This window comes from Arthrobacter humicola, assembly GCF_039531445.1.
Lineage (GTDB): Bacteria > Actinomycetota > Actinomycetes > Actinomycetales > Micrococcaceae > Arthrobacter > Arthrobacter humicola.
Genome location: NZ_BAAAQB010000015.1, coordinates 7517 through 28617, shown reverse-complemented (window position 1 = coordinate 28617; position 21101 = coordinate 7517). Strand labels below are relative to the sequence as shown.

Sequence of the window (21101 nt, the reverse complement as noted above, 5' to 3'; positions counted from 1 at the left end):
AGCTAGTCCTTCGGTGCGAGCGCTTTGGCGGCAATCGCGGGCAGGAAGCTGTGGGCCTCGGGGATGTGTGCGGCACTTACCCGGCGCCGGAACACCCAGTACGTCCAGGCCTGGTATGCCAGGACGAGTGGCAGCCCGATGCAGGCCACGATGCTCATCAGGCCCAGGGTGTAGTCCGAGGACGAGGCGTTGGTGACTGTCAGGTTGAATGCGGGATCCAGGGTGGACGGCATCACCACGGGGAACGCGGCACCGAAGATGGATGCGCTGCCGAGCAGGAGGAACGCCCCCAGTGACATGAAGGCACGGCCCTCGGCACCCTTGCGGGCGAAGTTCCAGGCGAGTACTGCTGCCACGACGGCTGCGACGACGGCGGCCATGGTCCAGGCCTCGCCGCTGAGCAGTTGCAGGCTCACGGCCCAGCCGGCGATGGGCAGCAGCAGTACGGGCAGGAGCCGGACGAACCACGCCCGCGCCCGGTGACGGACCTCGCCGTCGGTCTTCAGCGCCAGGAACCCGAGCCCGTGCAGCAGGGAGAACCCGACGACGGCGAGACCGCCAAGCACGGCATAACCGCTGAACCAGGCGAACGGTCCGCCCACGCGGTCGCCGTTGGCGTCAATGGGCAGCCCCGTGGTGGTCAGCGCCAGCGCGGCGCCCACACCGAAGGCTGCGACGAAGGAACCGGCCGAGATGGCCCAGTCCCAGCGGGCGCGCCACTTCGGGTTGTCCACCTTTCCGCGGTATTCGAAGGCGACCGCACGGAAGATGAGCGCCACGAGGACCAGCAGGAGCGGCAGGTACAGCGCGGAGAACAGCGAGGCGTACCACAGCGGGAAGGCCGCGAAGGTGGCACCCCCGGCGGTCAGGAGCCAGACCTCGTTGCCGTCCCAGACCGGGCCGATCGTGTTGATCAGGACGCGGCGCTCAGTGTTGTTCCGGGCGAAACCCTTCATCAGCATGCCGACGCCGAGGTCGAAGCCCTCGAGAAAGAGATAGCCCGTCCACAGCACCGCGATGGCAATGAACCAGATGGTGGGTAGCAGTTCCATGCTGAGAATCCTCTGCGCTTCTTCGTGTGGGGTTGCTGAATAGGTGGGTTGCTGAGCGGGCGCTTAGTAGGCGAACGCCAGGACGTCGTCGCCCTCGGGCGTGCCCGGTGTGCCGCCCGGGGGTGTGCCGCCCTCCGACTCGTCCGCCGGGGCGTGTGCGAGTTCCGGCATGGCCGCGGCCACGCCGCCGCGGATGTATTTGACCAGGAGCTTGACCTCGACCACCAGCAGCACGGCATAGATGGTGGTCAGCACGACGAGGGAGGTCAGGATCTCGCCGGCGGACACACCCGGTGAGACAGCGGCGGCAGTGAACATGAAGACCTGATCGATGCCGCTGGGGTCAGGGTTCGGGGCGACGACGAACGGCTGGCGGCCCATCTCGGTGAAGATCCAGCCAGCGGCATTGGCGCCGAATGGTGCGAGGATGCCGAACACCGCCAGGCGCATGAGGCCCCGGGAGGCCGGCACGGTTCCCTTGCGGGTGGCCCAGAGGGCCACGAGGGCCGCGAGGGCGGCGATGCCACCAAAGCCGATCATCATGCGGAAGCCCCAGTAGGTGACTTCCATGACCGGAACGTACTGGATGGGCTGGCCCGCGCGGTCCCCGTAGATGGGGTTGTCCGGCAGGGTGGTGCCGTACTTGGCCTTGTACTCGTCCAGCAGGCTGTTGACGCCCTTGACCTCGGTGCTGAAGTCGCCCTTGGCCAGGAAGGACAGGATGCCGGGAACCTCGATCACAGCGACGATGTCGTTGCAGTTCTTGGAACCGAGGTTGCCGACGCTGAGGACCGAGAACCCTGTGCCGTCGTGGCAGGCTGCCTCGGCGGCGGCCATCTTCATCGGCTGCTGTTCGAACATGAGCTTGCCCTGCAGATCCCCGGTGACAGCGGTGCCCGCAAAGGAAATCATGGCGACGACGGCTCCGATGCGCAGCGAGCGGATCCACACAGTGTGGTCGTTGCGGTCCCGTCCGGGGATTCCGGGGGCTTCGCCGGGAATCACTTTGCCGTCGGTCCCGATGGTGTCGATCCCGTCGTGGCGGCGGCGCCACAGGTGGTACCAGGCGATGCCGAGGAGGAAGGCTCCGGCGACGGCGAGGGCACCGAAGAGGGTGTGGGGCACGGCAACAAGGGCGGTGTTGTTCGTGAAGACGGCCCAGGCATCGGTCATGACGGGCCGGCCATTGACCATTTGTACGCCGACCGGGTGCTGCATCCAGCTGTTGGCCACGATGATGAAGTACGCCGAGAAGACGGAACCGATCACGGCGATCCAGAGGCAGGCCAGGTGGAGGCCGGGCTTGAGTTGCTTCCAGCCGAAGATCCACAGGCCCAGGAATGTCGACTCGACGAAGAAGGCCAAGAGCGCTTCCATGGCCAGCGGGGCGCCGAACACGTCGCCGACAAAGCGGCTGTACTCGCTCCAGGCCATGCCGAACTGGAATTCCTGCACGATTCCCGTGGCGACGCCCATGATGAAGTTGATCAGGAAGAGCTTGCCCCAGAACTTGGTCATGCGGAGATACTCCGGCTTGCCGGTGCGGTACCAGAGCGTCTGGATCACAGCCACCACCAGGCCAAGGCCGATCGTGAGCGGCACCATCATGAAGTGGTAGACCGTGGTGATTCCGAATTGCCAGCGTGCGATTTCCAAGGCGTCCAAGGCAGTCCCTACTTTAGCTAGGCTCGAGCAACTTCTACATGTCGTAGAAGTGATACTTCTACAGAGTGTAGAACACATCGGCACTTCGTCGTAAACCAGACTCCCACGGGGCGTCATGGCCCGCAATGGGCCGGACAGCCCCCACTCCGGCGGCGGGCCCGGCACCCTCGGTCCGCCGTCGGGGGCCCCCCCGGACTGTGGGGGCCGACACCGGCGGCCGACATCCGAGGCCGCAAGCCGCCGTTGGACCGCCGCCGTCGGTGCTGCCGGGCGCGCCGGCCGACACGCCGGACGGCCGTGTTCTACTTCATGTAGAAAGAATGTGCAAAACACGGTAAATTTATAACAACGTATTCACATACACCGCCCCGGCAGGCACCAGCTTTTCCCCAGCACGACGCCGGTGCGGCAGGCATAGAAGGATGTACGGAATGGCAAGTCTCGGTGAACTGGAACGGGCAGTGATGGACCTGCTCTGGGCAGGTCAAGAAGCTGCGACAGCCAATACCCTGCGGGATCTCCTCGCACAGAGCACCCACCCCCAGGACGGCACCGCCGGCCACGAGGGCAAGGACCTCGCGGTCACCACGGTGCTGACCGTGCTCTCCCGCCTCGAGCGGAAGGGCCTCGTGGAGCGCGAACGCGGCACTCGACCGCACCGCTACCAGGCCGTTTCCAGCCGCGCGGACCACACCGCGGAACTCATGCACGAGGTCCTCGGCTCAGCCCCGGACCGCGAGGCCGTCCTGGCCCGGTTCATTGGTTCCGTCACGGACAACGAGGCAGAAACCCTGCGCAAGCTGCTGGGCGGCAGCTAGCGCCCGATGTTCTGGACCTCATATTTTCTGGCGGTCCTGGCGATAGCACTGGCCTGGCCGGTGCCTATCCTCCTCTCGCGTGCCCAGTGGCCGGCACGCTCCCCCTTCACGGCGATGCTGCTGTGGCAGGCGATCGCCCTTGCCGGTGGCCTGTCCATGATCGGCGCGATGCTCGTCTACGGGCTTGAGCCGGTCGGGGACAACCTGCTTTCCGGTCTGCGCGCCCTGGCGGGGATGGTCTTCAACAATGCCCCCACCACGGATCTGGGCTTCTGGCACATCTTTGCGCTCTCCGCCGCGGCCCTGCTGACGGCGCACCTCGTTTTCACGCTGCTGCTGACCTACTACAAGATCCAGCGCCAGCGCCGGCGCCACCGGGAACTGCTGGACCTGCTCGCCTCGCCGTCCGCCGACGGCCCGGGAACGGTGGTCCTCAACGTGGACTCCCCCGTGGCCTACTGCCTGCCCGGCGGCGCACGCTCCGTGACTGTGCTCTCCGACGGGCTCATGGCCGCGTTGGAACCCGCCGAGCTCCGTGCGGTCCTGATCCACGAGAACGCGCATTTAAGCCAGCGCCACCACCTCCTGCTGTGGGCCTTCGCCGCGTGGCGCCAGGCCCTGCCGTGGCTGCCCACCACTCGGCTGGCCCAGGAGTCGGTCAACTCCCTGATCGAAATGCTGGCCGACGACGTCGCCCTCAAGACCGAGAGCAAAGCCACCCTCATCAAGGCAATCGCGATCGTGGCCAGCGGCTCCCCGACGGCCCCGGCGACGCGCCTGGCATTCGGCGAACCCGGCCTGCCCGACGCCGACCCAAGCCAGCCCGGCGCCACTGGGGGCACCGGCTCGGCAGGCACGACGGCGTCCCGCGTCAGCCGCCTGCTCTCGCCCCAGCCCCCGCTTCCGGATGCCCTGCGCGCGGCCGTCCTGGCAGCCTGCGTACTGCTGCTGGCCCTGCCGACGGCTCTGTTATTGGTCCCCGGCCTGCTCGGCTGAAGCTCTGTCATTTTCGGAAGGCGTCTGCACGGGAGGCGTCGTGGCAGGCATGCGGGCGATGAGCAGCGTCCTCGCAACACCGCTCCCGCACATGCGAAGGGCAAGGAGAATTAATCTCCTTGCCCTTTTCAGGTTATAGCTCGCCAGGGGGCTTGCCGCAAGGCCCCTGCCAACGGCCAGAATAGTGAGTCGCGGCCAAAATACCCGAGGAAATGGGGACTGCTCCGGGCGATTCCGCGATTCGGGGCCGCGGGCCGGAAGGTGATTTCTTGGATTGGGGTTTCACATGTTCGACGTGATCATTAGCGGCGGCGGGCCGACGGGGATGATGCTGGCCAGCGAGTTGCGGCTGCACGACGTGGACGTGCTCGTGCTGGAGAAGGACGCGGAGCCGAGCGAGACTGTCCGCTCGCTCGGCCTGCACCCGCGCAGCATTGAGATCATGGACCAACGCGGGCTGCTGGACCGTTTCCTCGCACACGGGCAGCAGTATCCCGGCGGCGTTGGCCGCTTCGCCGCGATCGATAAACCCCGGCCGGCGAATTTGGATACCGCACACGGCTACGTCCTCGGCATCCCCCAGCCGGTCACCGATCGCCTGCTGGCCGAGCGCGCCGGCGAGCTCGGCGCACAGATCCGCCGCGGCTCCGAGGTGACGGGTGTCGAGCAGGACGGGGACGGAGTGAGCGTCGGGCTCGCCGACGGCACACGGCTGCGCTCCCGCTGGCTGGTCGGCTGCGACGGGGGACGCAGCCTGGTGCGCAAGCTGCTCGGCATTGGCTTCCCCGGCGAGCCCGCCAACACGGAGTGGCTCCTCGGCGAGGTGGAGGTGACCGCGCCGCCGGACGAGCTGGCTGAAGTGGCGGACGAGGTGCGCAAGACCCACAAGGGGTTCGGCATCGGCCCCGCCGGAAACGGCCTGTACCGCGCCGTCGTACCCGCGGCGACCGTGGCCGAGGATAGCTCGGTCCCGCCGACCCTGGCGGAGTTCCGGACGCAGCTGCGGGCGTACGCGGGCACCGACTTCGGCGTCCACTCACCACGCTCGCTATCCCGTTTCAGCGACGCCACCCGGATTGCCGAACGATACCGAGTGGACCGGGTACTTCTCGCCGGCGACGCGGCGCATGTCCACCCGCCGCTGGGAGGGCAGGGTTTGAACCTCGGCATCCAGGACGCCTTCAACCTGGGCTGGAAGCTCGCCGCCGAGGTCAACGGGTGGGCACCGGGCGGGCTGCTGGACACCTATTACGCCGAGCGTCACCCGGTCGCCGAGGACGTGCTCACCATCACCCGTGCCCAGAGCGAACTGCTCTCCCCCGAGCCGGGCCCGCAGGCCGTGCGCCGGCTGCTGACTGCGCTGATGGACTTTGAGGACGTTCGCCGTTTCCTGGCGGAGAAGGTCACGGCGATCGGGGTCCGCTACGACTTCGGCGAAGGACCTGAGCTTCTCGGCAGGCGACTGCGCGACATCCCTCTGTCGCGGGGCAGCCTCTACGAGCTCACCCGCGAAGGCCGCGGGCTCCTGCTGGACCAGACCGGCGAACTCTCCGTGGCAGGATGGCAGGATCGGATCGACCACGTCGTGGACGTCAGCGGGGAACTGGACGCGCCCGCGGTCCTGCTCCGGCCGGACGGCCACGTCGCATGGATCGGCGATGACCAAAAAGACCTGCTCCACCACCTGCCGACATGGTTCGGAGCCGCCTCCGCGGACGTCGGAGGCGTTCACGATCGTCATGGCTGACGTGATGATCGACGACGAACGGGGTTTTAGTGTCCCGGGTCCGGTCAGGCGTCGATGCGCTCCCGGTCCAGGCTTGCGGCGCCGGCAATGATGAAGTCCTTGCGCGGTGCCACGTCGGAGCCCATGAGGAGGTCGAAGACTTCTTCGGCCTGCTTGGCGTTGTCGATCCCGACCTTGCGGAGCGTCCGGTGGCGCGGGTCCATGGTGGTTTCTGCCAGCTGCTCGGCGTCCATCTCGCCCAGGCCCTTGTAGCGCTGGATCGGCTCCTTGTAGCGCTTGCCCTCCTTGGCGAGCCTCGCCAGCAGGACGTGGAGCTCGGCCTCGGAGTAGGTGTAGATCATCTCGTTGGCCTTCTGGCCGGCGTTGATGACCTCCACCCGGTGCAGCGGCGGGACGGCGGCAAAGACGCGGCCCTCATCGATCATGGGCCGCATGTAGCGGAAGAAGAGCGTCAGCAGCAGCGTCCGGATGTGGGCGCCGTCGACGTCGGCGTCGGTCATGAGGATCACCTTGCCGTACCGGGCCGCACTGATGTCGAACGTCCGGCCCGAGCCTGCGCCCACCACCTGGATCAGGGCCGCGCACTCGGCGTTGGAGAGCATGTCCCCGACGGACGCCTTCTGGACGTTGAGGATCTTGCCGCGGATCGGCAGGAGGGCCTGGAAATCTGAGGACCTTGCCAGTTTGGCAGTGCCGAGTGCGGAGTCACCCTCGACGATGAACAGTTCGGACCGCGCGACGTCGTCCGTGCGGCAGTCGGCAAGCTTGGTCGGCATGGAGGAGGTTTCCAGTGCATTCTTGCGGCGCTGGGTTTCCTTGTGGACGCGCGCCGAGATGCGGGACTTCATCTCGCTGACGACCTTTTCCAGCAGCAGCGCCGACTGGGCTTTGTCGTTGCGGTTTGAGGAGGTCAGCCGGGCGGTGATCTCCTGCTCCACCACCTTGGCCACGATGGCCCGCACGGCCGACGTGCCCAGGATTTCCTTGGTCTGGCCCTCGAACTGCGGCTCGGCCAGCCGGACGGTCAGGACTGCCGTCAGGCCGGCGAAGATGTCGTCCTTTTCGATCTTGTCGTTGCCTGCTTTGAGTTTGCGGGCATTGGTCTCGATCGCCTTGCGGAAGGTCTTCAGCAGGGCCTGCTCGAAGCCGGACTGGTGGGTGCCGCCCTTCGGCGTGGAGATGATGTTGACGAAGGTGCGGACCGTGCTGTCGTACCCGATCCCCCAGCGCAGGGCGACGTCGACTTCACAGTCGCGCTCCACCTCCGCGAGCTGGCTGTGCCCCCGCTCGTCGAGAACGGGCACTGTTTCCTTGAATTTGCCGGCGCCGTGCAGGCGCCAGATGTCGGTGATGGCCGGGTCAGCGGCGAGGAAGTCGACAAACTCGGCGATGCCGCCGTCGTGGTGGAAGACTTCCTCATGCGGGCCCGCTTCGCCCGGGGTGCCGGCAAGCCTGCGTTCGTCCCGGACCGTGAGCTTCAGCCCGGGGACCAGGAACGAGGTCTGGCGGGCCCGCGCGGCGAGGTCCTCGTAGGAGAATTTGGCGTCGGGCGTGAAGATCTGCCGGTCGGCCCAGTAACGGATCCGCGTTCCCGTCATTCCGCGCTTGGCCTTGCCGACGACGTCGAGCACGGAGCCGTCAACGAACGGTTCGAAGACCGAGGCCGGATCCGGCTTGGTGCCCGGGTCCTTGAAGCGGCCCGGCTCGCCGCGGCGGAAGGACATCTTGTAGATCTTGCCGCCACGGTCCACCTCGACGTCGAGGCGTGCCGACAGGGCGTTGACGACGGAGGCGCCCACGCCGTGCAGGCCGCCCGAAGCCGTGTAGGAGCCGCCGCCGAACTTGCCGCCGGCGTGCAGTTTGGTGAAAACCACTTCGACGCCGGTCAGCCCGGTTTTCGGTTCGACGTCCACGGGGATGCCACGGCCGTCGTCGTGGATCTCCACCGAGTTGTCCGCGTGCAGGATGATCTTGATGTCGTGGCCGAAGCCGGCGAGGGCCTCGTCGACGGAGTTGTCGATGATCTCCCAGAGGCAGTGCATGAGTCCGCGGGAATCCGTGGAGCCGATGTACATGCCCGGGCGCTTGCGGACGGCCTCGAGGCCCTCCAGCACGGAAAGGTGCCGGGCGGTGTAATCAGAACTGGGTGCCACGGGTCGTGAACTCCTTACAAGACGGGGACGGCCCCTGCAGCGTGCGCAGGCCGGCGGTCACAGTGTTTAACGCTCTTCCTAGGTTAGTCGGAGTCAGGGTCCTCGCCGATCTGCCACTCCCCGGAAGGACCGTGCGGGGCTTCCCCGTTACTGAGACGTGATACGCGGACAGCGAAAGTGGGCCATCCCGGCGATGGTTTGGCCACGAATACTGGTTATATAGATATACCGATCTACTAAGGAGGCCGAACATGACAACAGCAGTTGCGGACCGCACACTGACCGCCGCAGACCGGTGCGATCGTTGCGGAGCACAGGCATATGTCCGGGTTGTTCTCGGAGCCTCCGGCGGTGAGCTTCTTTTCTGCGGCCACCACGCACGCGCCGTAGAGCCGACACTCAAGCCGCTCAGCTCAGACTGGCACGACGAGACAGACCGCCTTCACCAGAAGGCCCCGGTTCCGGTCGACTAGATCCCCGGTTTCCGGCTCGGCGTCTGGCCGGGTCTTCAGCGACCTGAGATTACTGAACTCTGGGACTACTGAACAACTAGTGAACAAGGACCTCTCCGATTCGGAGGGGTCCTTGTTCGTTAAACGCGAGTTAGTGCAAAGGGACGCCTGATCCTGCAAAACCACTCAGGCAAAACACGAACGCGGGGTCACATCCGGCCCGCCAGGCGGCGGACGGGATGTGACCCCGCGTTGGTGTGGACTGCTCCCAGCCTGCGGCCGGTGCGCGGCCGTTAGTCCAGGTAGTCGCGCAGGACCTGTGAGCGCGACGGGTGCCGCAGCTTGGACATGGTCTTGGATTCGATCTGGCGGATGCGTTCGCGCGTCACACCGTAGACCTTGCCGATTTCGTCTAAAGTCTTCGGCTGTCCGTCGGTGAGGCCGAAGCGCATGGCGACCACACCGGCTTCGCGCTCTGACAACGTGTCCAGCACCGAGTGCAGCTGTTCCTGCAGCAGGGTGAAGCTCACGGCATCCGCGGGAACCACGGCTTCGGAGTCCTCGATGAGGTCACCGAATTCGGAGTCGCCGTCCTCGCCAAGCGGAGTGTGCAGGGAGATGGGCTCGCGGCCGTATTTCTGGACCTCGACGACTTTTTCCGGGGTCATGTCCAGTTCGAGGGCCAGCTCCTCCGGCGTGGGTTCGCGGCCGAGGTCCTGCAGCATCTGGCGCTGGACGCGGGCCAGCTTGTTGATGACTTCCACCATGTGCACCGGGATGCGGATGGTGCGGGCCTGGTCGGCCATGGCGCGGGTGATCGCCTGGCGGATCCACCACGTGGCGTAGGTGGAGAACTTGAAGCCCTTCGTGTAGTCGAACTTCTCGACCGCACGGATCAGGCCCAGGTTGCCTTCCTGGATCAGGTCCAGGAACAGCATGCCGCGGCCGGTGTAGCGCTTGGCCAGCGAGACCACGAGGCGGAGGTTGGCTTCCAGCAGGTGGTTCTTGGCACGCTTGCCGTCGTGGATGACGAATTCAAGCTCACGCTTGAGCTTCGGATCCATCGTGCCGTCGTCGGCGGCGATCTTTTCCTCGGCGAAGAGGCCGGCCTCGATCCGCAGGGCCAGGTCCACTTCCTGCTCAGCGTTCAGCAGCGCGACCTTGCCGATCTGCTTCAGGTAGTCCTTGACGGGGTCGGCGGTGGCGCCGGCGGACATGACCTGCTGCACCGGGGCGTCGTCGTCATCGGCATCGGAGTAGACGAAGCCGGAGCCGGTGGCCGCTGCGGCCTTGCCGGGAGCCTCTTCGCCTTCTACCTCGTCGCCGAGTTCGGCAGCATCGGGCGTGATGTCGTCGAGGTCCTCTTCGACGTCGACGTCATCGTCGTCGCCGTGCTCACTGGCTGATTTGCCGGCGGCCTCTGCCGCGGCTTTGGCGCCGGGCTTGGGCCCGCGCTTCTTGGGCTCAGGCTTGGCGACTCCCGTTACGGTGTCGCCGCCCTCGGCGGAAGCGGCGTCTTTGACAGCCTTGTTGGCTGCACGCGTGGCGGCGCGCTTGGCGTTGGTCGCCGCCTTCTTCTCGTCGGGGGACATTTCGGCCTGGTCGGCGGGTTCCTTCTTCGCGGAAGACGGGGTCACTGAAAACCTTTCTAGCTGCGGTCTGCGGATCGCCATACGGGCAACACCACTATGACCCTGTCAAGTCCGTGTTCAACATCAGATGCAACCACGACCAGCAGAGCCACTAAGTAGAACTGCTGGGGCGGCCGGAATGTTCCCTGTTTCCAAGGTTCATTGCGGGCACTTGATACACGGACCCAACCGGGTCTCGGCAACTATTGTCTCACGGTTTTCTCCGGAGGTGCCTTCCGGGGCGGCGGGTCCACAATATTGCGGCGACTCCTCACGCCGCGTCCGGCGCAAACTTCTGCCATGCTGCCTCCCGTCTGGCTGCCCAGCCGCAAAGCGTGCCGCGCCGGCCAAGTTCTGCCAGCAGTTCCGCCAATCTGTATCCCGGATAGTCCTGCAGTGCCTGCCGATACAGGGCGTCGGCGTAGGAACCCCGTCCGCGGCACCATTCAATCCAGCCCCTTGCCGTCACGGCGGCTGCGGTCGACTCACCGCCGCCGAGACTTCCCAGCAGTTGCAGGACCCGCTCAAGCCCGACCATCAGGGCCCAGTCCGGGACCGACGGGGCCAGCCCGAGCAGGACCTCCCCGTAGCCGGGAAGCGTGTCGGCCCCCGGGACTGGGCCAGCGTCGGCGCCACAGGCCGGCTGGCCGTCGGAAGGCGTCGGTCCTGGAATGGGACTGGGCGTTGGTCCTGGCCCTGGCCCTGGCCCTGGAGAAGAGTTGGTTCCGGGCCGGAAGGCTGATCCGGCTTCCGGGTCGAACATGCCGAAGTCTTCAGCGCCGCATTCGGCCGCCGGCCGCCCGGCCGCCGCCATCACGAGCACTGCGTCCCGCCATGACGGGATGCAAAGGCTGGCCCGTAGGTAGCCGGTCAGTTCCGGTGTCAGGTCGGGCGACTGCGCGGCCGCCTGCATCACCATCGTCCAGACATCAAGCACCTGGGCGAATTGGGCCCGGTCCCGCCGTCGCGAGGAGAATTGCGCAGCCCAGCCGAACTCGGCCGTACGGACCGCAGGGTCCACGGGCCGCGGCGCCGGCCTGGTGTCCTGCGCTCCGGGGGCCTCGCCTACACTGCTGCCGCGGAAAACCATCTCGGCATTGAGTTTGCTGTTCGTGATCTGCTCGATCGGCCGGCCGGGCGGCACACAGCAGTCCGGATCGCTGCAGTAGGCGTTGCGCCAGAACTCCGCGCCAATAACCCACGCGTCCCTCACGGGCATTCCGGCCGCCTCCAGGGCAAGTTCGAGTTCTTTGAGCAGGACCGCCAACCCAGGGCGGCCGTCGTCGCTGTTGGTATCCGTATCAGTGAAGAAGGCCAGCAGCGAACCATCGGCGGCGTCGTCCGCCTGCAAGTAGGACACGACATTTCGCGCAAAGCCGGCCAGCGCGTCGCTCCGGCCTGAGCCGGAATGCCGTCTGGACCCGGCGCCACCGCGTCCCGGGGCCGCGGTATTGCCCCCTCCTCCGCCGCTGCGGCCGCCGACGGCGCCACCGCCTAGCGCGGGGAGGTCGACCCGCAAGGTGGCTCCGAGCCGTTTGCCTTCCATGGTCATGGCCACGAGGCTGTTCTCGGGCCAGTAGCCCAGGGAGTGAGGGATGAAGCCAAGGATGTCTTCAGGGCCGGAAATTCTCAGATGATCGGGAGCTGTCATAAGCCAAGCTTCGCGACGGCCGGATCGCTGCGGGAGTCCCGTTCTGCGCTATGTGGATAACTTCAGGGCGTTGCGCCGGGCAGCCAACACACCAAACCGCTACTCAGGGCGTGCGGCGGCGCTCCGCGACGAGCTTGCGTTGCTTGGCGAGGGATTTCAGCAGCGGCGGAACCGTGACCCCTTGGGCCGCCATCTGGCGCCGGACCTTCCGCCGGGTAACGATGATGGCGCAGGCTCCCCCGGCCAGCAGGAGGAACTGGACGCTGAGGGCGACGCGGAAGGGATCCAGGCCGTAGAGATCGCCCCGGGAGAAGCCGCTGGCGTAAAGGACGTCGAGGACCAGCCCAATGAGGTAGATGGACACCAGGGCGGCGATGAAGCCGCCCACGTTGACAATTCCGGTGGCGGTCCCGAGCCGGTGCGCCGGGTTGAAGGTCCGGGCGAAGTCGAAGCCGATCATCGAACCGGGCCCGCCGACGGCCAGCGTCACCACAAGGACAGCCAGGAGCCAGAGCGGAGATCGTCCCGGCAGCAGCAGGACGGCCGCCCATGCCGCAGCGGTGCAGCCGGAAATCAGGAGCACCATCGTGGAACGGCGCAGCGGATGTCGGGCAACGAACCTGCCCATGAGGGGGCCGGCGGCAATGGCGGCGGCCACGTAGAGGGACATGAGGCCGGAGACGGTTCCCCGGTCCAGCCCCTGGGCGGAAATCAGGAAGGGGTAGCCCCAGGTCATGGCAAACACCGTGCCGCTGAACTGGACGGTGAAGTGGCTCCACAGCCCCAGCCGGGTCCCGGGCTGCCGCCAGGCGTGCCCCAGCGAAATTCCGGTGGCGCGCAGGCCCTGGGACGGCGGCGGGGCCGGGTGCCCGGGCGGGAGGTCCTGAAGCAACAGCAGGACCAGCACGACGGCGATGCCGGACATCCCGGCGAGCGTCAGGAAGGCAGGCGTCCACCCCGCGGAGTGCAGGATCATGGCGAACGGCACCACGCTGAACAGCTGGCCCAGCTGTCCGGACATGCCCGTCAGCTGCGTCAGCAGCGGCACGCGCCCCGGCGCAAACCAGAGCGGAATAAGCCGGATGACGGAGATGAACGTCATGGCGTCGCCGGCACCCACCAGGACACGTCCCAGAACACCGCCGGGGATGTTGTCGGCAAACGCGAGCTGCAGCTGGCCGAGCCCCATCAGGATGCCGCCGCCTGCCAGCATGGCGCGGGAGCCGTACCGATCCACGAGGATGCCCACCGGAATCTGTAGCGCGGCGTAGACCAGGAGCTGCAGCACAGTGAAGAAGGAAATTTCGGCCGCGCTGGCATGGAAGCGTTCCGTGGCCTCCAGGCCGACGACCCCGAACGAGGTGCGCTGGCTGACCGCCACGAGATACGCAAAGATCCCGATGATCCAAATCAGCCAGGCGCGGGGGGAGGTCACTCCCCTATTATGCCCGGCTTGTTGATAAATAGTATTTATTCGCCGGGTTCTTTACGGGCCAAGTACGCCTCGACGGCGGCCCCCAGGGCATCGGCGTTGGGGATTTGGTCGTTCTCGTCGGCCAGCAGCGACCGCCGGACAGTCCCCTCGGCCTTTTCGTCATACCGGGACTCCAGCCGGGAGACCACCTGCTGGACCTCTTCGGACGCCTCAATCTGCTCGGCGATCTGCCGGCCCACCTCACGTCCGGCCTCGCGCAGACGGTCCGTCGGCAGCATGAGGGAGGTGGCCGCGCCCAGGTACTCGAGTCCGGCAACGGCGGCCGTGGGGTATTCGGCTTCGGCCAGGTAATGCGGCACATGGATGACATAGCCGGCGATGTTCCGGCCGGCCTCCGTCAGACGCAGCTCCAGGATGTGGCCCACGGCGGCAGGAACCTCCACGGTGGGCTTCCACACGGAGATTCCCTCGATCAGTTCCGGCCGGTTGCCGTGCACGGTCACACCGACCGGCCGGGTGTGGGGCACGGGCATCGGGATCGAATGGATCCAGGCGACGAGGTTGACGTCGAGTTCCTCGACGATACCGACGACGGCGCGTGCGAAGCGCTCCCATTGCAGGTCCGGCTCGAACCCGGCAAGGAACAGGAAGGGGCTGCCCAGCCCGTCGACCAGGCGGTAGAGCGCCAGGCTCGGGGCCTGGTAATCCTGCAGGTGGTCCTCGACGAAGCTAACTTGCGGACGCCGGGACCGGTAGTCGATCAGCTGGTCGGCGTCGAACTGGGCGATCATCTCGGAATCGAGCGTGTCCAACAGCTCGGCGGTGATCTGCCGGACCACGTGGCCGGCGTCAGCGAAGCCGGTGAACCCCATGACGAGGTTGAGTCCGTGCAGTTCGGGGCTGGAGAACAGCGCGTCATCACGGATATAGAGCGACTGGGGGTCCAGCAGAGAGCCGGAAATCCGTTCAATCACGGCGTGTTCCTTTCACGATGGCGGCGGCAGGAGTTGCGGGTCGCGGTCCGTCGTCCGGACAGCCACGCAGGTTCCGGACGATCAGGCAGAGCCCGCGGAATCATGCAGAACCCGACGGCCAGTCCACAGGGCACTCACCGCACGGCAGCGCCGCTAACAGTACAACGCCCCGGCGTCCGGGCTAATTCCTGCCCCGGGTGTGCTCCAGCTCTCATTCGATTGAAAGTCCGGAGTCGGGAGAGACTACGATCGGAACTGGCCCTAGGGCTAGCTTGCAGACACCGGGTTGCGTCCCAGAACGACGGCGGCCCGGGATCCGCGGCAGGGCGCCGAACATGCAGTTCCTGCCGAAAATCACCGAGAAACATCACAGAGAATTGAGGACTGTCCTCGTGGTCAAGAATAGTGAAGTCAAACTTAGTGCAGTCGCAGGGGACCTAAAGAAGTCCCCCAGCGATGCCCTCGTCATCGGCGTCGGGCAGGGTCCGGACGGCCCGGTATTGCTCGACAATCCGCTGACGGCCAAGGCCGCTGAGGCCCTGGCGGAATCACTGAGCGTTCTTGGCATCACCGGCGCGGCCGACCAGGCCCACCGCCTGCCCGGCCTGCCCGAGGCGGGGGCCACCATTCTGCTGCTCGCCGGCGTCGGCAAGCTGCCCGCGAACAAGGGTTCAGCGAAGCAGCCGCTCAGCGAGGAGGCGCTGCGCCGCGCCGCCGGCTCGGCGGTCCGCCAGCTGGCCGGCGTCACCACCGTCACCCTGGCACTTCCGACGACGACCCTCGCCGAGGTCGCCGCCGTTGCCGAGGGCGCGGCAATGGGCGCCTACTCCTACACGGAGTTCCGGTCCTCCCAGAACGGGCTCAAGGACCCGGTGAAGAACGTCGCCATCCTGACCGACTTCGCCGCGGACAAGGCACTGCAGCCGGTCCTGGACCGGGCGTCCCTGATCGGCACGGCCGTGAACGCGACCCGCACCCTGGTCAACCAGCCGCCGAGCCACCTCTACCCCGAGTCCTTCGCCGACGCCGCCAAGGAGCTGTCCAAGGGCTTGCCCGTCAAGGTGACCGTCTGGGACGAGAAGCGCCTCGAGAAGGAGGGCTTCGGCGGCATCCTCGGCGTCGGCAAGGGCTCCACCCGCCAGCCGCGCCTCGTGAAGGTGGAGTACGCCCCGGCCAAGGCCACGGCCAAGATCGCCCTTGTGGGCAAGGGCATCACCTTTGACACCGGGGGCATTTCCATCAAGCCTGCCCTCGGCATGGGTGACATGAAGAGCGACATGGCCGGGGCCGCCGTCGTCCTTAACACCGTGCTGGCCATCGCAGGCCTCGGCCTGCCGGTCAAGGCGACCGCCTGGCTGTGCATTGCGGAGAACATGCCCTCCGGCGCTGCCCAGCGTCCCGCCGACGTCCTCACGATGTTCGGCGGCAAGACCGTCGAGGTCCTGAACACCGACGCCGAGGGCCGCCTGGTCATGGCCGACGGCATCGTTGCAGCGAGCCAGGAGTTCCCGGACGCGATCATTGACGTCGCCACCCTTACCGGCGCGCAGCTGATCGCCCTGGGAGACCGCACCGCCGGCGTCATGGGCTCCGACTCCGTCACCGGCGCCATCAAAGCCGCCGCGGACCGTGCGGGCGAGCTCGTCTGGCCCATGCCCCTGCCCGAAGAACTGCGCCCCAGCCTCGACTCGCAGGTCGCGGACATCGCCAACATCGGCGAACGCCACGGCGGCATGATGACCGCGGCCGTGTTCCTGCGCGAATTCGTCGGCAAGGGCAAGGACGGCGAACAGATCCCCTGGGCCCACATCGACATCGCCGGACCGTCGTTCAATAACGGCAGCCCCTACGGCTACAACCACAAGCAGGGCACAGGCTGCACCGTCCGCACTCTTGTGGCGTACGTCGAAGACCTGCTGAAGGCTTCCGCCTAACAGCACCGTCCAACAGCACCGCCTGACACCACGGCGGTCCGCACCCACGCCGCTCTGTGGCCGGGGCCCTGATGCCTCGGCCACAAAGCCGCGTGACACTGGACACAAGCGCTCCACAAACACCGCGACAAGGTGGAGCATGTATAAGTGGTTCGCTAAGGTGAACGACGATAGACCCCAAGAAGTAGTCACAAATGAAAGGGAACGGGCCTGCTGGCATAATCACGGCAGGCAAGTTTCAAGACCAGATGATGCGTACTCTCGCGTCATCGTTCACGCGAGGGAGCGTTTTAGTGGCCGATCAGGCAACTGCGCAAGAATTCGACATCCTGGTACTCGGCGGCGGCAGCGGCGGCTACGCCACCGCTCTGCGTGCCGTCCAGCTTGGCCTCACCGTCGGCCTCATCGAAAAGGCCAAACTCGGCGGCACCTGCCTGCACAACGGCTGCATCCCGACCAAGGCGCTCCTGCACTCCGCGGAGCTGGCAGACCACGCCCGTGACTCCTCAAAGTACGGCGTGAACGTGACCCTCGACAGCATCGACATCACGGCCGTCAACGCCTACAAGGACGGCATCATTGCCGGCAAGTTCAAGGGCCTGCAGGGACTGATCAAGTCCAAGAAGGGCATCACCGTCATCGAGGGTGAGGGCAAGCTCCAGGGCGCCGACACCATCGTCGTGAACGGCACCGCCTACAAGGGCAAGAACATCGTCCTCGCCACCGGCTCCTACTCCCGCACCCTGCCGGGCCTGGAAATCGGCGGCAAGGTCATCACGTCCGACGAAGCCCTCACCATGGATTACATCCCCCAGAGCGCGATCATCCTGGGCGGCGGCGTGATCGGCGTCGAGTTCGCTTCCGTCTGGAAGTCCTTCGGCGTCGACGTCACCATCGTCGAAGGCCTGCCTTCCCTCGTCCCGAACGAGGACGCCGCCATCGTCAAGAACTTTGAGCGCGCCTTCAAGAAGCGCGGCATCAAGTTCTCCACCGGCGTGTTCTTCCAGGGCGTGGAGCAGAACGCCGACGGCGTCAAGGTCACCCTCGTCGACGGCAAGACCTTCGAAGCCGATCTCCTGCTCGTGGCCGTGGGCCGCGGCCCCGTCACGGCCAACCTCGGCTACGAAGAGGCCGGCGTCACCATCGACCGCGGCTTCGTCATCACCAACGAGCGCCTGCACACCGGTGTTGGCAACATCTACGCCGTCGGCGACATCGTCCCGGGCGTCCAGTTGGCCCACCGCGGCTACCAGCAGGGCATCTTCGTCGCCGAAGAAATCGCCGGCCTGAAGCCGGTGGTCGTCGAAGACGTCAACATCCCCAAAGTCACCTACGCCGAGCCCGAAATCGCGACGGTCGGCTACACCGAGGCAGCCGCCAAGGCCAAGTTCGGTGACGACCAGGTCGAAACCCAGGAATACAACCTCGCCGGCAACGGCAAGAGCTCCATCCTGGGCACTAGCGGCATCGTGAAGCTGGTCCGCCAGAAGGACGGCCCCGTCGTCGGCGTCCACATGATCGGCTCCCGCATGGGCGAGCAGATCGGCGAGGCCCAGCTGATCGTGAACTGGGAAGCCTACCCCGAGGACGTGGCCCAGCTGGTCCACGCCCACCCGACCCAGAACGAATCCCTGGGCGAGGCGCACCTGGCGCTGGCGGGCAAACCCCTCCACGGCTAGGCATCTCCGCCCGCACCACCGCAAGAACTCCGTGCTTAGTGCGCCCGGCCCAAAATGCCGGGTGCACTAAGCTCGAACAAGGCAGCAATCATCCGCACTAAAGATCAATAAGGAGAACGGGGACGACATGTCTGAATCCGTTAACTTGCCCGCCCTCGGTGAGAGCGTCACCGAAGGAACCGTCACCCGCTGGCTCAAGCAGGTCGGTGACCGGGTAGAGGTGGACGAGCCGCTGCTCGAGGTTTCCACCGACAAAGTAGACACCGAAATCCCCTCTCCGATTGCCGGCGTGATCGAGGAAATCCTCGTCGCCGAAGACGAGACCGCAGAAGTCGGCGCCCCGCTGGTCCGCATCGGCTCCGGCGACGCCGCCCCGGCCGCCGCAGAAGCTCCGGCCGCAGCCCCCGCCGAAGAGGCCCCCGCAGCATCCCCGTCGGCCGCGGAGGCTCCGGCCCCCGAGGCCGAGGCGCCTGCCGCTGCGGCCGCTGCCCCGGTTTCTGCTCCCGCCGGTGAAGGACACGACGTCACGCTTCCGGCCCTGGGCGAGAGCGTCACCGAAGGCACCGTCACCCGCTGGCTGAAGAGCGTCGGCGACACCGTGGAGGTCGACGAGCCGCTGCTTGAGGTTTCCACCGACAAGGTTGACACCGAAATCCCGTCCCCCGTCGCCGGAACCCTCCTGGAAATCCGCGTCAACGAGGACGAAACCGCCGAGGTCGGCTCCGTCCTGGCCGTCATCGGTTCCGGCGCAGCAGCCCCCGCCGCACCGGCTCCCGCAGCCGCCCCGGCTCCGGCAGCCGCTCCCGCAGCAGCTCCGGCTCCCGCAGCAGCTCCGGCTCCCGCACCGGCGGCTCCCGCAGCCGCTCCCGCACCGGCCGCGGCGCCCGCCGCTGCAGCTCCCGCCGCTCCGGCTAAGGCAGAAGCTGCCGCGCCGGCAGAGTCCGGCTATGTCACTCCCCTCGTCCGCAAGCTGGCCAACCAGCAAGGCGTCGACATCGCGTCCCTGACCGGCACCGGCGTCGGCGGCCGCATCCGCAAGCAGGATGTGCTGGCCGCCGCCGAGGCGAAGGCCGCACCGGCAGCCCCCGCTGCAGCGGGAGCTGCTGCCGCAGCCCCGTCTGCCGCTCCGGCCGCCGCAGTGTCCTCCCTGCGCGGCACCGTGCAGAAGGCCCCGCGCATCCGCCAGGTCATCGCCCGCCGCATGCGCGAGTCCCTGGACATCTCGACCCAGCTGACGCAGGTCCACGAGGTTGACATGACCAAGGTAGCCAAGCTGCGCGCCAAGGCCAAGAACTCCTTCCAGGCCCAGAACGGCTCCAAGCTGACCTTCCTGCCCTTCATCGCCAAGGCTGTCGCCGAGGCCCTGAAGCAGCACCCGAAGATCAACGCCTCCTACGACGAGGACAAGCAGGAGATCACCTACCACAACGCCGAACACCTGGCGATTGCCGTGGACACCGACAAGGGCCTGCTGGTGCCGGTTATCGCCGACGCCGGCAACCTGAACCTCGCCGGCCTGGCCGGCAAGATCGCCGACGTCGCGGACCGCACCCGCAACGGCAAGATCGGCCCGGACGAGCTCTCCGGCGGAACCTTCAGCATCACCAACATCGGTTCCGTGGGCGCTCTCTTCGACACCCCGATCATCAACCAGCCGCAGGTCGCCATCCTGGGCACCGGCGCGATCGTCAAGCGCGCCGTGGTGGTCTCGGACGAGAACGGCGATGACTCGCTGGCCATCCGCTCCATGATGTACCTCTCCCTGACGTACGACCACCGCCTGGTGGACGGCGCGGATGCAGGACGCTTCCTGCAGACGCTGAAGGCACGCCTCGAAGAAGGCGCGTTCGAAGCGGACCTGGGCCTCTAACGAGCAACAGCCCGCCTGAAACACGGTGAACCGGGGGCACCTTCCATGACGGAAGGTGCCCTCCGTCGTTTGCCGACAGATTGTCGCTAAGCTGGTGCCATGGACATTCTTAAATACATTCTGATCTTCCTGCACGTCTTGGGCGCCGCCGCGATCGTCGGCGGCTGGTTCGCCACCTTCAAGAAGCCCACCGTCCTGCCGGTGCAGCTGTACGGCGCAATTGCCCAGCTGGTCACGGGGCTGGCGCTCGTAGGGATCCTGGGGGCCACCCACGAACCGGTCAACTACTTCAAGATCACCGTCAAATTGGTGATCGCCATCGTTGTGCTGGTGGCCGCCATCATCGGGTACCGGAAGGCTGCTTCCGGGGCTGAGGTCCCCAAGGGTCTGGCGCACGCCGTCGGCGGCATGGCGCTGATCAACATTGCCGTCGCCACGCTCTGGAACTAGCAGTCCCCGACGTCAACGACAGCGACGGCGCCGCACCCCTAGACAGGGGTGTGGCGCCGCCGTCGTTAAGCAGTACCCGCCAGACCCGGTCATAATCCACTGACAGCGGAACCCCCGTGCGCAGGCGGCGCCGAATCCCTAGGATGGACACGGATGATCCGGCGGATCGCCGGATCTGTGGGATGACAACGATCTTGAGGAGTGGACATGGCAGCAACACGCACCGCGCACACTGTATGGAATGGCGACCTGATGACGGGCGCCGGCAACACGACGCTGGACAGCTCCGGACTGGGTAACTTCGATGTCACCTGGAAGGCGCGCGCCGAGGCATCCGAGGGCAAGACCAGCCCCGAAGAGCTCATCGCTGCGGCCCACTCGGCCTGCTTCTCCATGGCATTCAGCCTCGCTGTCGCCCAGGCCGGCCACACGCCCGAGCAAGTCAACACCAAGGCGGATGTCACCTTCGTGCCCGGCACCGGCATCACGGACAGCCACCTGACCGTGAGCGCGCGGATCCCGGGGATCACGGAGGACGAATTCCAGCGCATCGCTGAGGAAGCCAAGGTGGGCTGCCCCGTCTCGGCCGCCCTC

Annotated in this window: 16 protein-coding genes; 9 read left to right on the top strand and 7 right to left on the bottom strand. The window is 66.6% G+C overall.

The window, feature by feature from the left end:
• Positions 1-2 precede the first annotated feature (2 nt).
• Entirely contained in the window at positions 3-1052 is a 1050-nt protein-coding gene (cydB, locus tag ABD243_RS06405; RefSeq protein WP_091256506.1) for a cytochrome d ubiquinol oxidase subunit II, read from the bottom strand.
• Positions 1053-1115: 63 nt separating this feature from the next.
• Positions 1116-2717 (bottom strand): cytochrome ubiquinol oxidase subunit I, encoded by a 1602-nt coding sequence (locus ABD243_RS06400; protein WP_344363411.1) that lies wholly within the window; start codon positions 2715-2717, stop codon positions 1116-1118.
• A gap of 431 nt (positions 2718-3148) precedes the next feature.
• Here ABD243_RS06400 and ABD243_RS06395 point away from each other — a divergent pair, with 431 nt between their 5' ends.
• The 3 genes from ABD243_RS06395 (at position 3149) to rox (ending at position 6278) form a co-directional block, all read left to right on the top strand.
• Positions 3149-3535 carry a BlaI/MecI/CopY family transcriptional regulator gene (locus ABD243_RS06395; RefSeq protein ID WP_344363409.1) on the top strand — a complete coding sequence of 129 codons (387 nt, stop codon included), beginning with the start codon at positions 3149-3151 and terminating at the stop codon, positions 3533-3535.
• Positions 3536-3541: 6 nt separating this feature from the next.
• Positions 3542-4531 (top strand): M56 family metallopeptidase, encoded by a 990-nt coding sequence (locus tag ABD243_RS06390; protein ID WP_344363407.1) that lies wholly within the window; start codon positions 3542-3544, stop codon positions 4529-4531.
• Between the two features lie 286 nt (positions 4532-4817).
• Complete coding sequence (rox, locus tag ABD243_RS06385; protein ID WP_344363405.1) at positions 4818-6278, top strand: rifampin monooxygenase; 1461 nt, start codon at positions 4818-4820, stop codon at positions 6276-6278.
• 44 nt (positions 6279-6322) lie between these two features.
• Here the strand turns inward: rox and ABD243_RS06380 are convergent, their stop codons facing one another.
• On the bottom strand, positions 6323-8431 hold the full coding sequence (locus ABD243_RS06380; RefSeq protein WP_116768201.1) for a DNA gyrase/topoisomerase IV subunit B: 2109 nt from the start codon (positions 8429-8431) through the stop codon (positions 6323-6325).
• A 251-nt stretch (positions 8432-8682) separates the two neighbouring features.
• On the opposite strand from ABD243_RS06380, the gene ABD243_RS06375 reads away from it, so the two are divergent.
• Positions 8683-8904 (top strand): DUF7455 domain-containing protein, encoded by a 222-nt coding sequence (locus tag ABD243_RS06375; protein WP_026266251.1) that lies wholly within the window; start codon positions 8683-8685, stop codon positions 8902-8904.
• 272 nt (positions 8905-9176) lie between these two features.
• Here the strand turns inward: ABD243_RS06375 and ABD243_RS06370 are convergent, their stop codons facing one another.
• From ABD243_RS06370 to ABD243_RS06355, 4 genes are all read right to left on the bottom strand, one after another.
• The gene (locus ABD243_RS06370) at positions 9177-10520 is read right to left on the bottom strand and encodes an RNA polymerase sigma factor (protein WP_116768202.1); all 1344 of its coding nucleotides are present in this window, start codon (positions 10518-10520) and stop codon (positions 9177-9179) included.
• Positions 10521-10785: 265 nt separating this feature from the next.
• On the bottom strand, positions 10786-12165 hold the full coding sequence (locus ABD243_RS06365) for a DUF4192 family protein (RefSeq protein ID WP_344363399.1): 1380 nt from the start codon (positions 12163-12165) through the stop codon (positions 10786-10788).
• A gap of 103 nt (positions 12166-12268) precedes the next feature.
• Entirely contained in the window at positions 12269-13600 is a 1332-nt protein-coding gene (locus tag ABD243_RS06360; RefSeq protein WP_344363396.1) for an MFS transporter, read from the bottom strand.
• 35 nt (positions 13601-13635) lie between these two features.
• A complete protein-coding gene (locus ABD243_RS06355; RefSeq protein ID WP_116768205.1) occupies positions 13636-14574 on the bottom strand; it encodes a proteasome assembly chaperone family protein in 939 nt (312 codons plus the stop codon).
• Positions 14575-14966: 392 nt separating this feature from the next.
• On the opposite strand from ABD243_RS06355, the gene ABD243_RS06350 reads away from it, so the two are divergent.
• The 5 genes from ABD243_RS06350 to ABD243_RS06330 all read left to right on the top strand — a co-directional run.
• Positions 14967-16508 carry a leucyl aminopeptidase gene (locus tag ABD243_RS06350; protein WP_344363392.1) on the top strand — a complete coding sequence of 514 codons (1542 nt, stop codon included), beginning with the start codon at positions 14967-14969 and terminating at the stop codon, positions 16506-16508.
• 293 nt (positions 16509-16801) lie between these two features.
• The gene (gene lpdA / locus ABD243_RS06345; protein ID WP_116768207.1) at positions 16802-18187 is read left to right on the top strand and encodes a dihydrolipoyl dehydrogenase; all 1386 of its coding nucleotides are present in this window, start codon (positions 16802-16804) and stop codon (positions 18185-18187) included.
• Positions 18188-18314: 127 nt separating this feature from the next.
• Positions 18315-20057 (top strand): 2-oxoglutarate dehydrogenase, E2 component, dihydrolipoamide succinyltransferase, encoded by a 1743-nt coding sequence (gene sucB, locus ABD243_RS06340; protein WP_344363387.1) that lies wholly within the window; start codon positions 18315-18317, stop codon positions 20055-20057.
• Between the two features lie 99 nt (positions 20058-20156).
• On the top strand, positions 20157-20507 hold the full coding sequence (locus ABD243_RS06335) for a hypothetical protein (protein WP_091256485.1): 351 nt from the start codon (positions 20157-20159) through the stop codon (positions 20505-20507).
• A 207-nt stretch (positions 20508-20714) separates the two neighbouring features.
• Positions 20715-21101: OsmC family peroxiredoxin (locus ABD243_RS06330; protein WP_344363382.1), on the top strand; the 387-nt coding region annotated here is incomplete at its 3' end.

Excerpts from the sequence above, each read along its gene's own strand:
- cydB (WP_091256506.1), bottom strand. The coding sequence starts at position 1,052 with ATGGAACTGCTACCCACCATCTGGTTCATTGCCATCGCGGTGCTGTGG.
- ABD243_RS06395 (WP_344363409.1), top strand. The coding sequence starts at position 3,149 with ATGGCAAGTCTCGGTGAACTGGAACGGGCAGTGATGGACCTGCTCTGG.
- ABD243_RS06390 (WP_344363407.1), top strand. The coding sequence starts at position 3,542 with ATGTTCTGGACCTCATATTTTCTGGCGGTCCTGGCGATAGCACTGGCC.
- rox (WP_344363405.1), top strand. The coding sequence starts at position 4,818 with ATGTTCGACGTGATCATTAGCGGCGGCGGGCCGACGGGGATGATGCTG.
- ABD243_RS06375 (WP_026266251.1), top strand. The coding sequence starts at position 8,683 with ATGACAACAGCAGTTGCGGACCGCACACTGACCGCCGCAGACCGGTGC.
- ABD243_RS06365 (WP_344363399.1), bottom strand. The coding sequence starts at position 12,165 with ATGACAGCTCCCGATCATCTGAGAATTTCCGGCCCTGAAGACATCCTT.
- sucB (WP_344363387.1), top strand. The coding sequence starts at position 18,315 with ATGTCTGAATCCGTTAACTTGCCCGCCCTCGGTGAGAGCGTCACCGAA.
- ABD243_RS06335 (WP_091256485.1), top strand. The coding sequence starts at position 20,157 with ATGGACATTCTTAAATACATTCTGATCTTCCTGCACGTCTTGGGCGCC.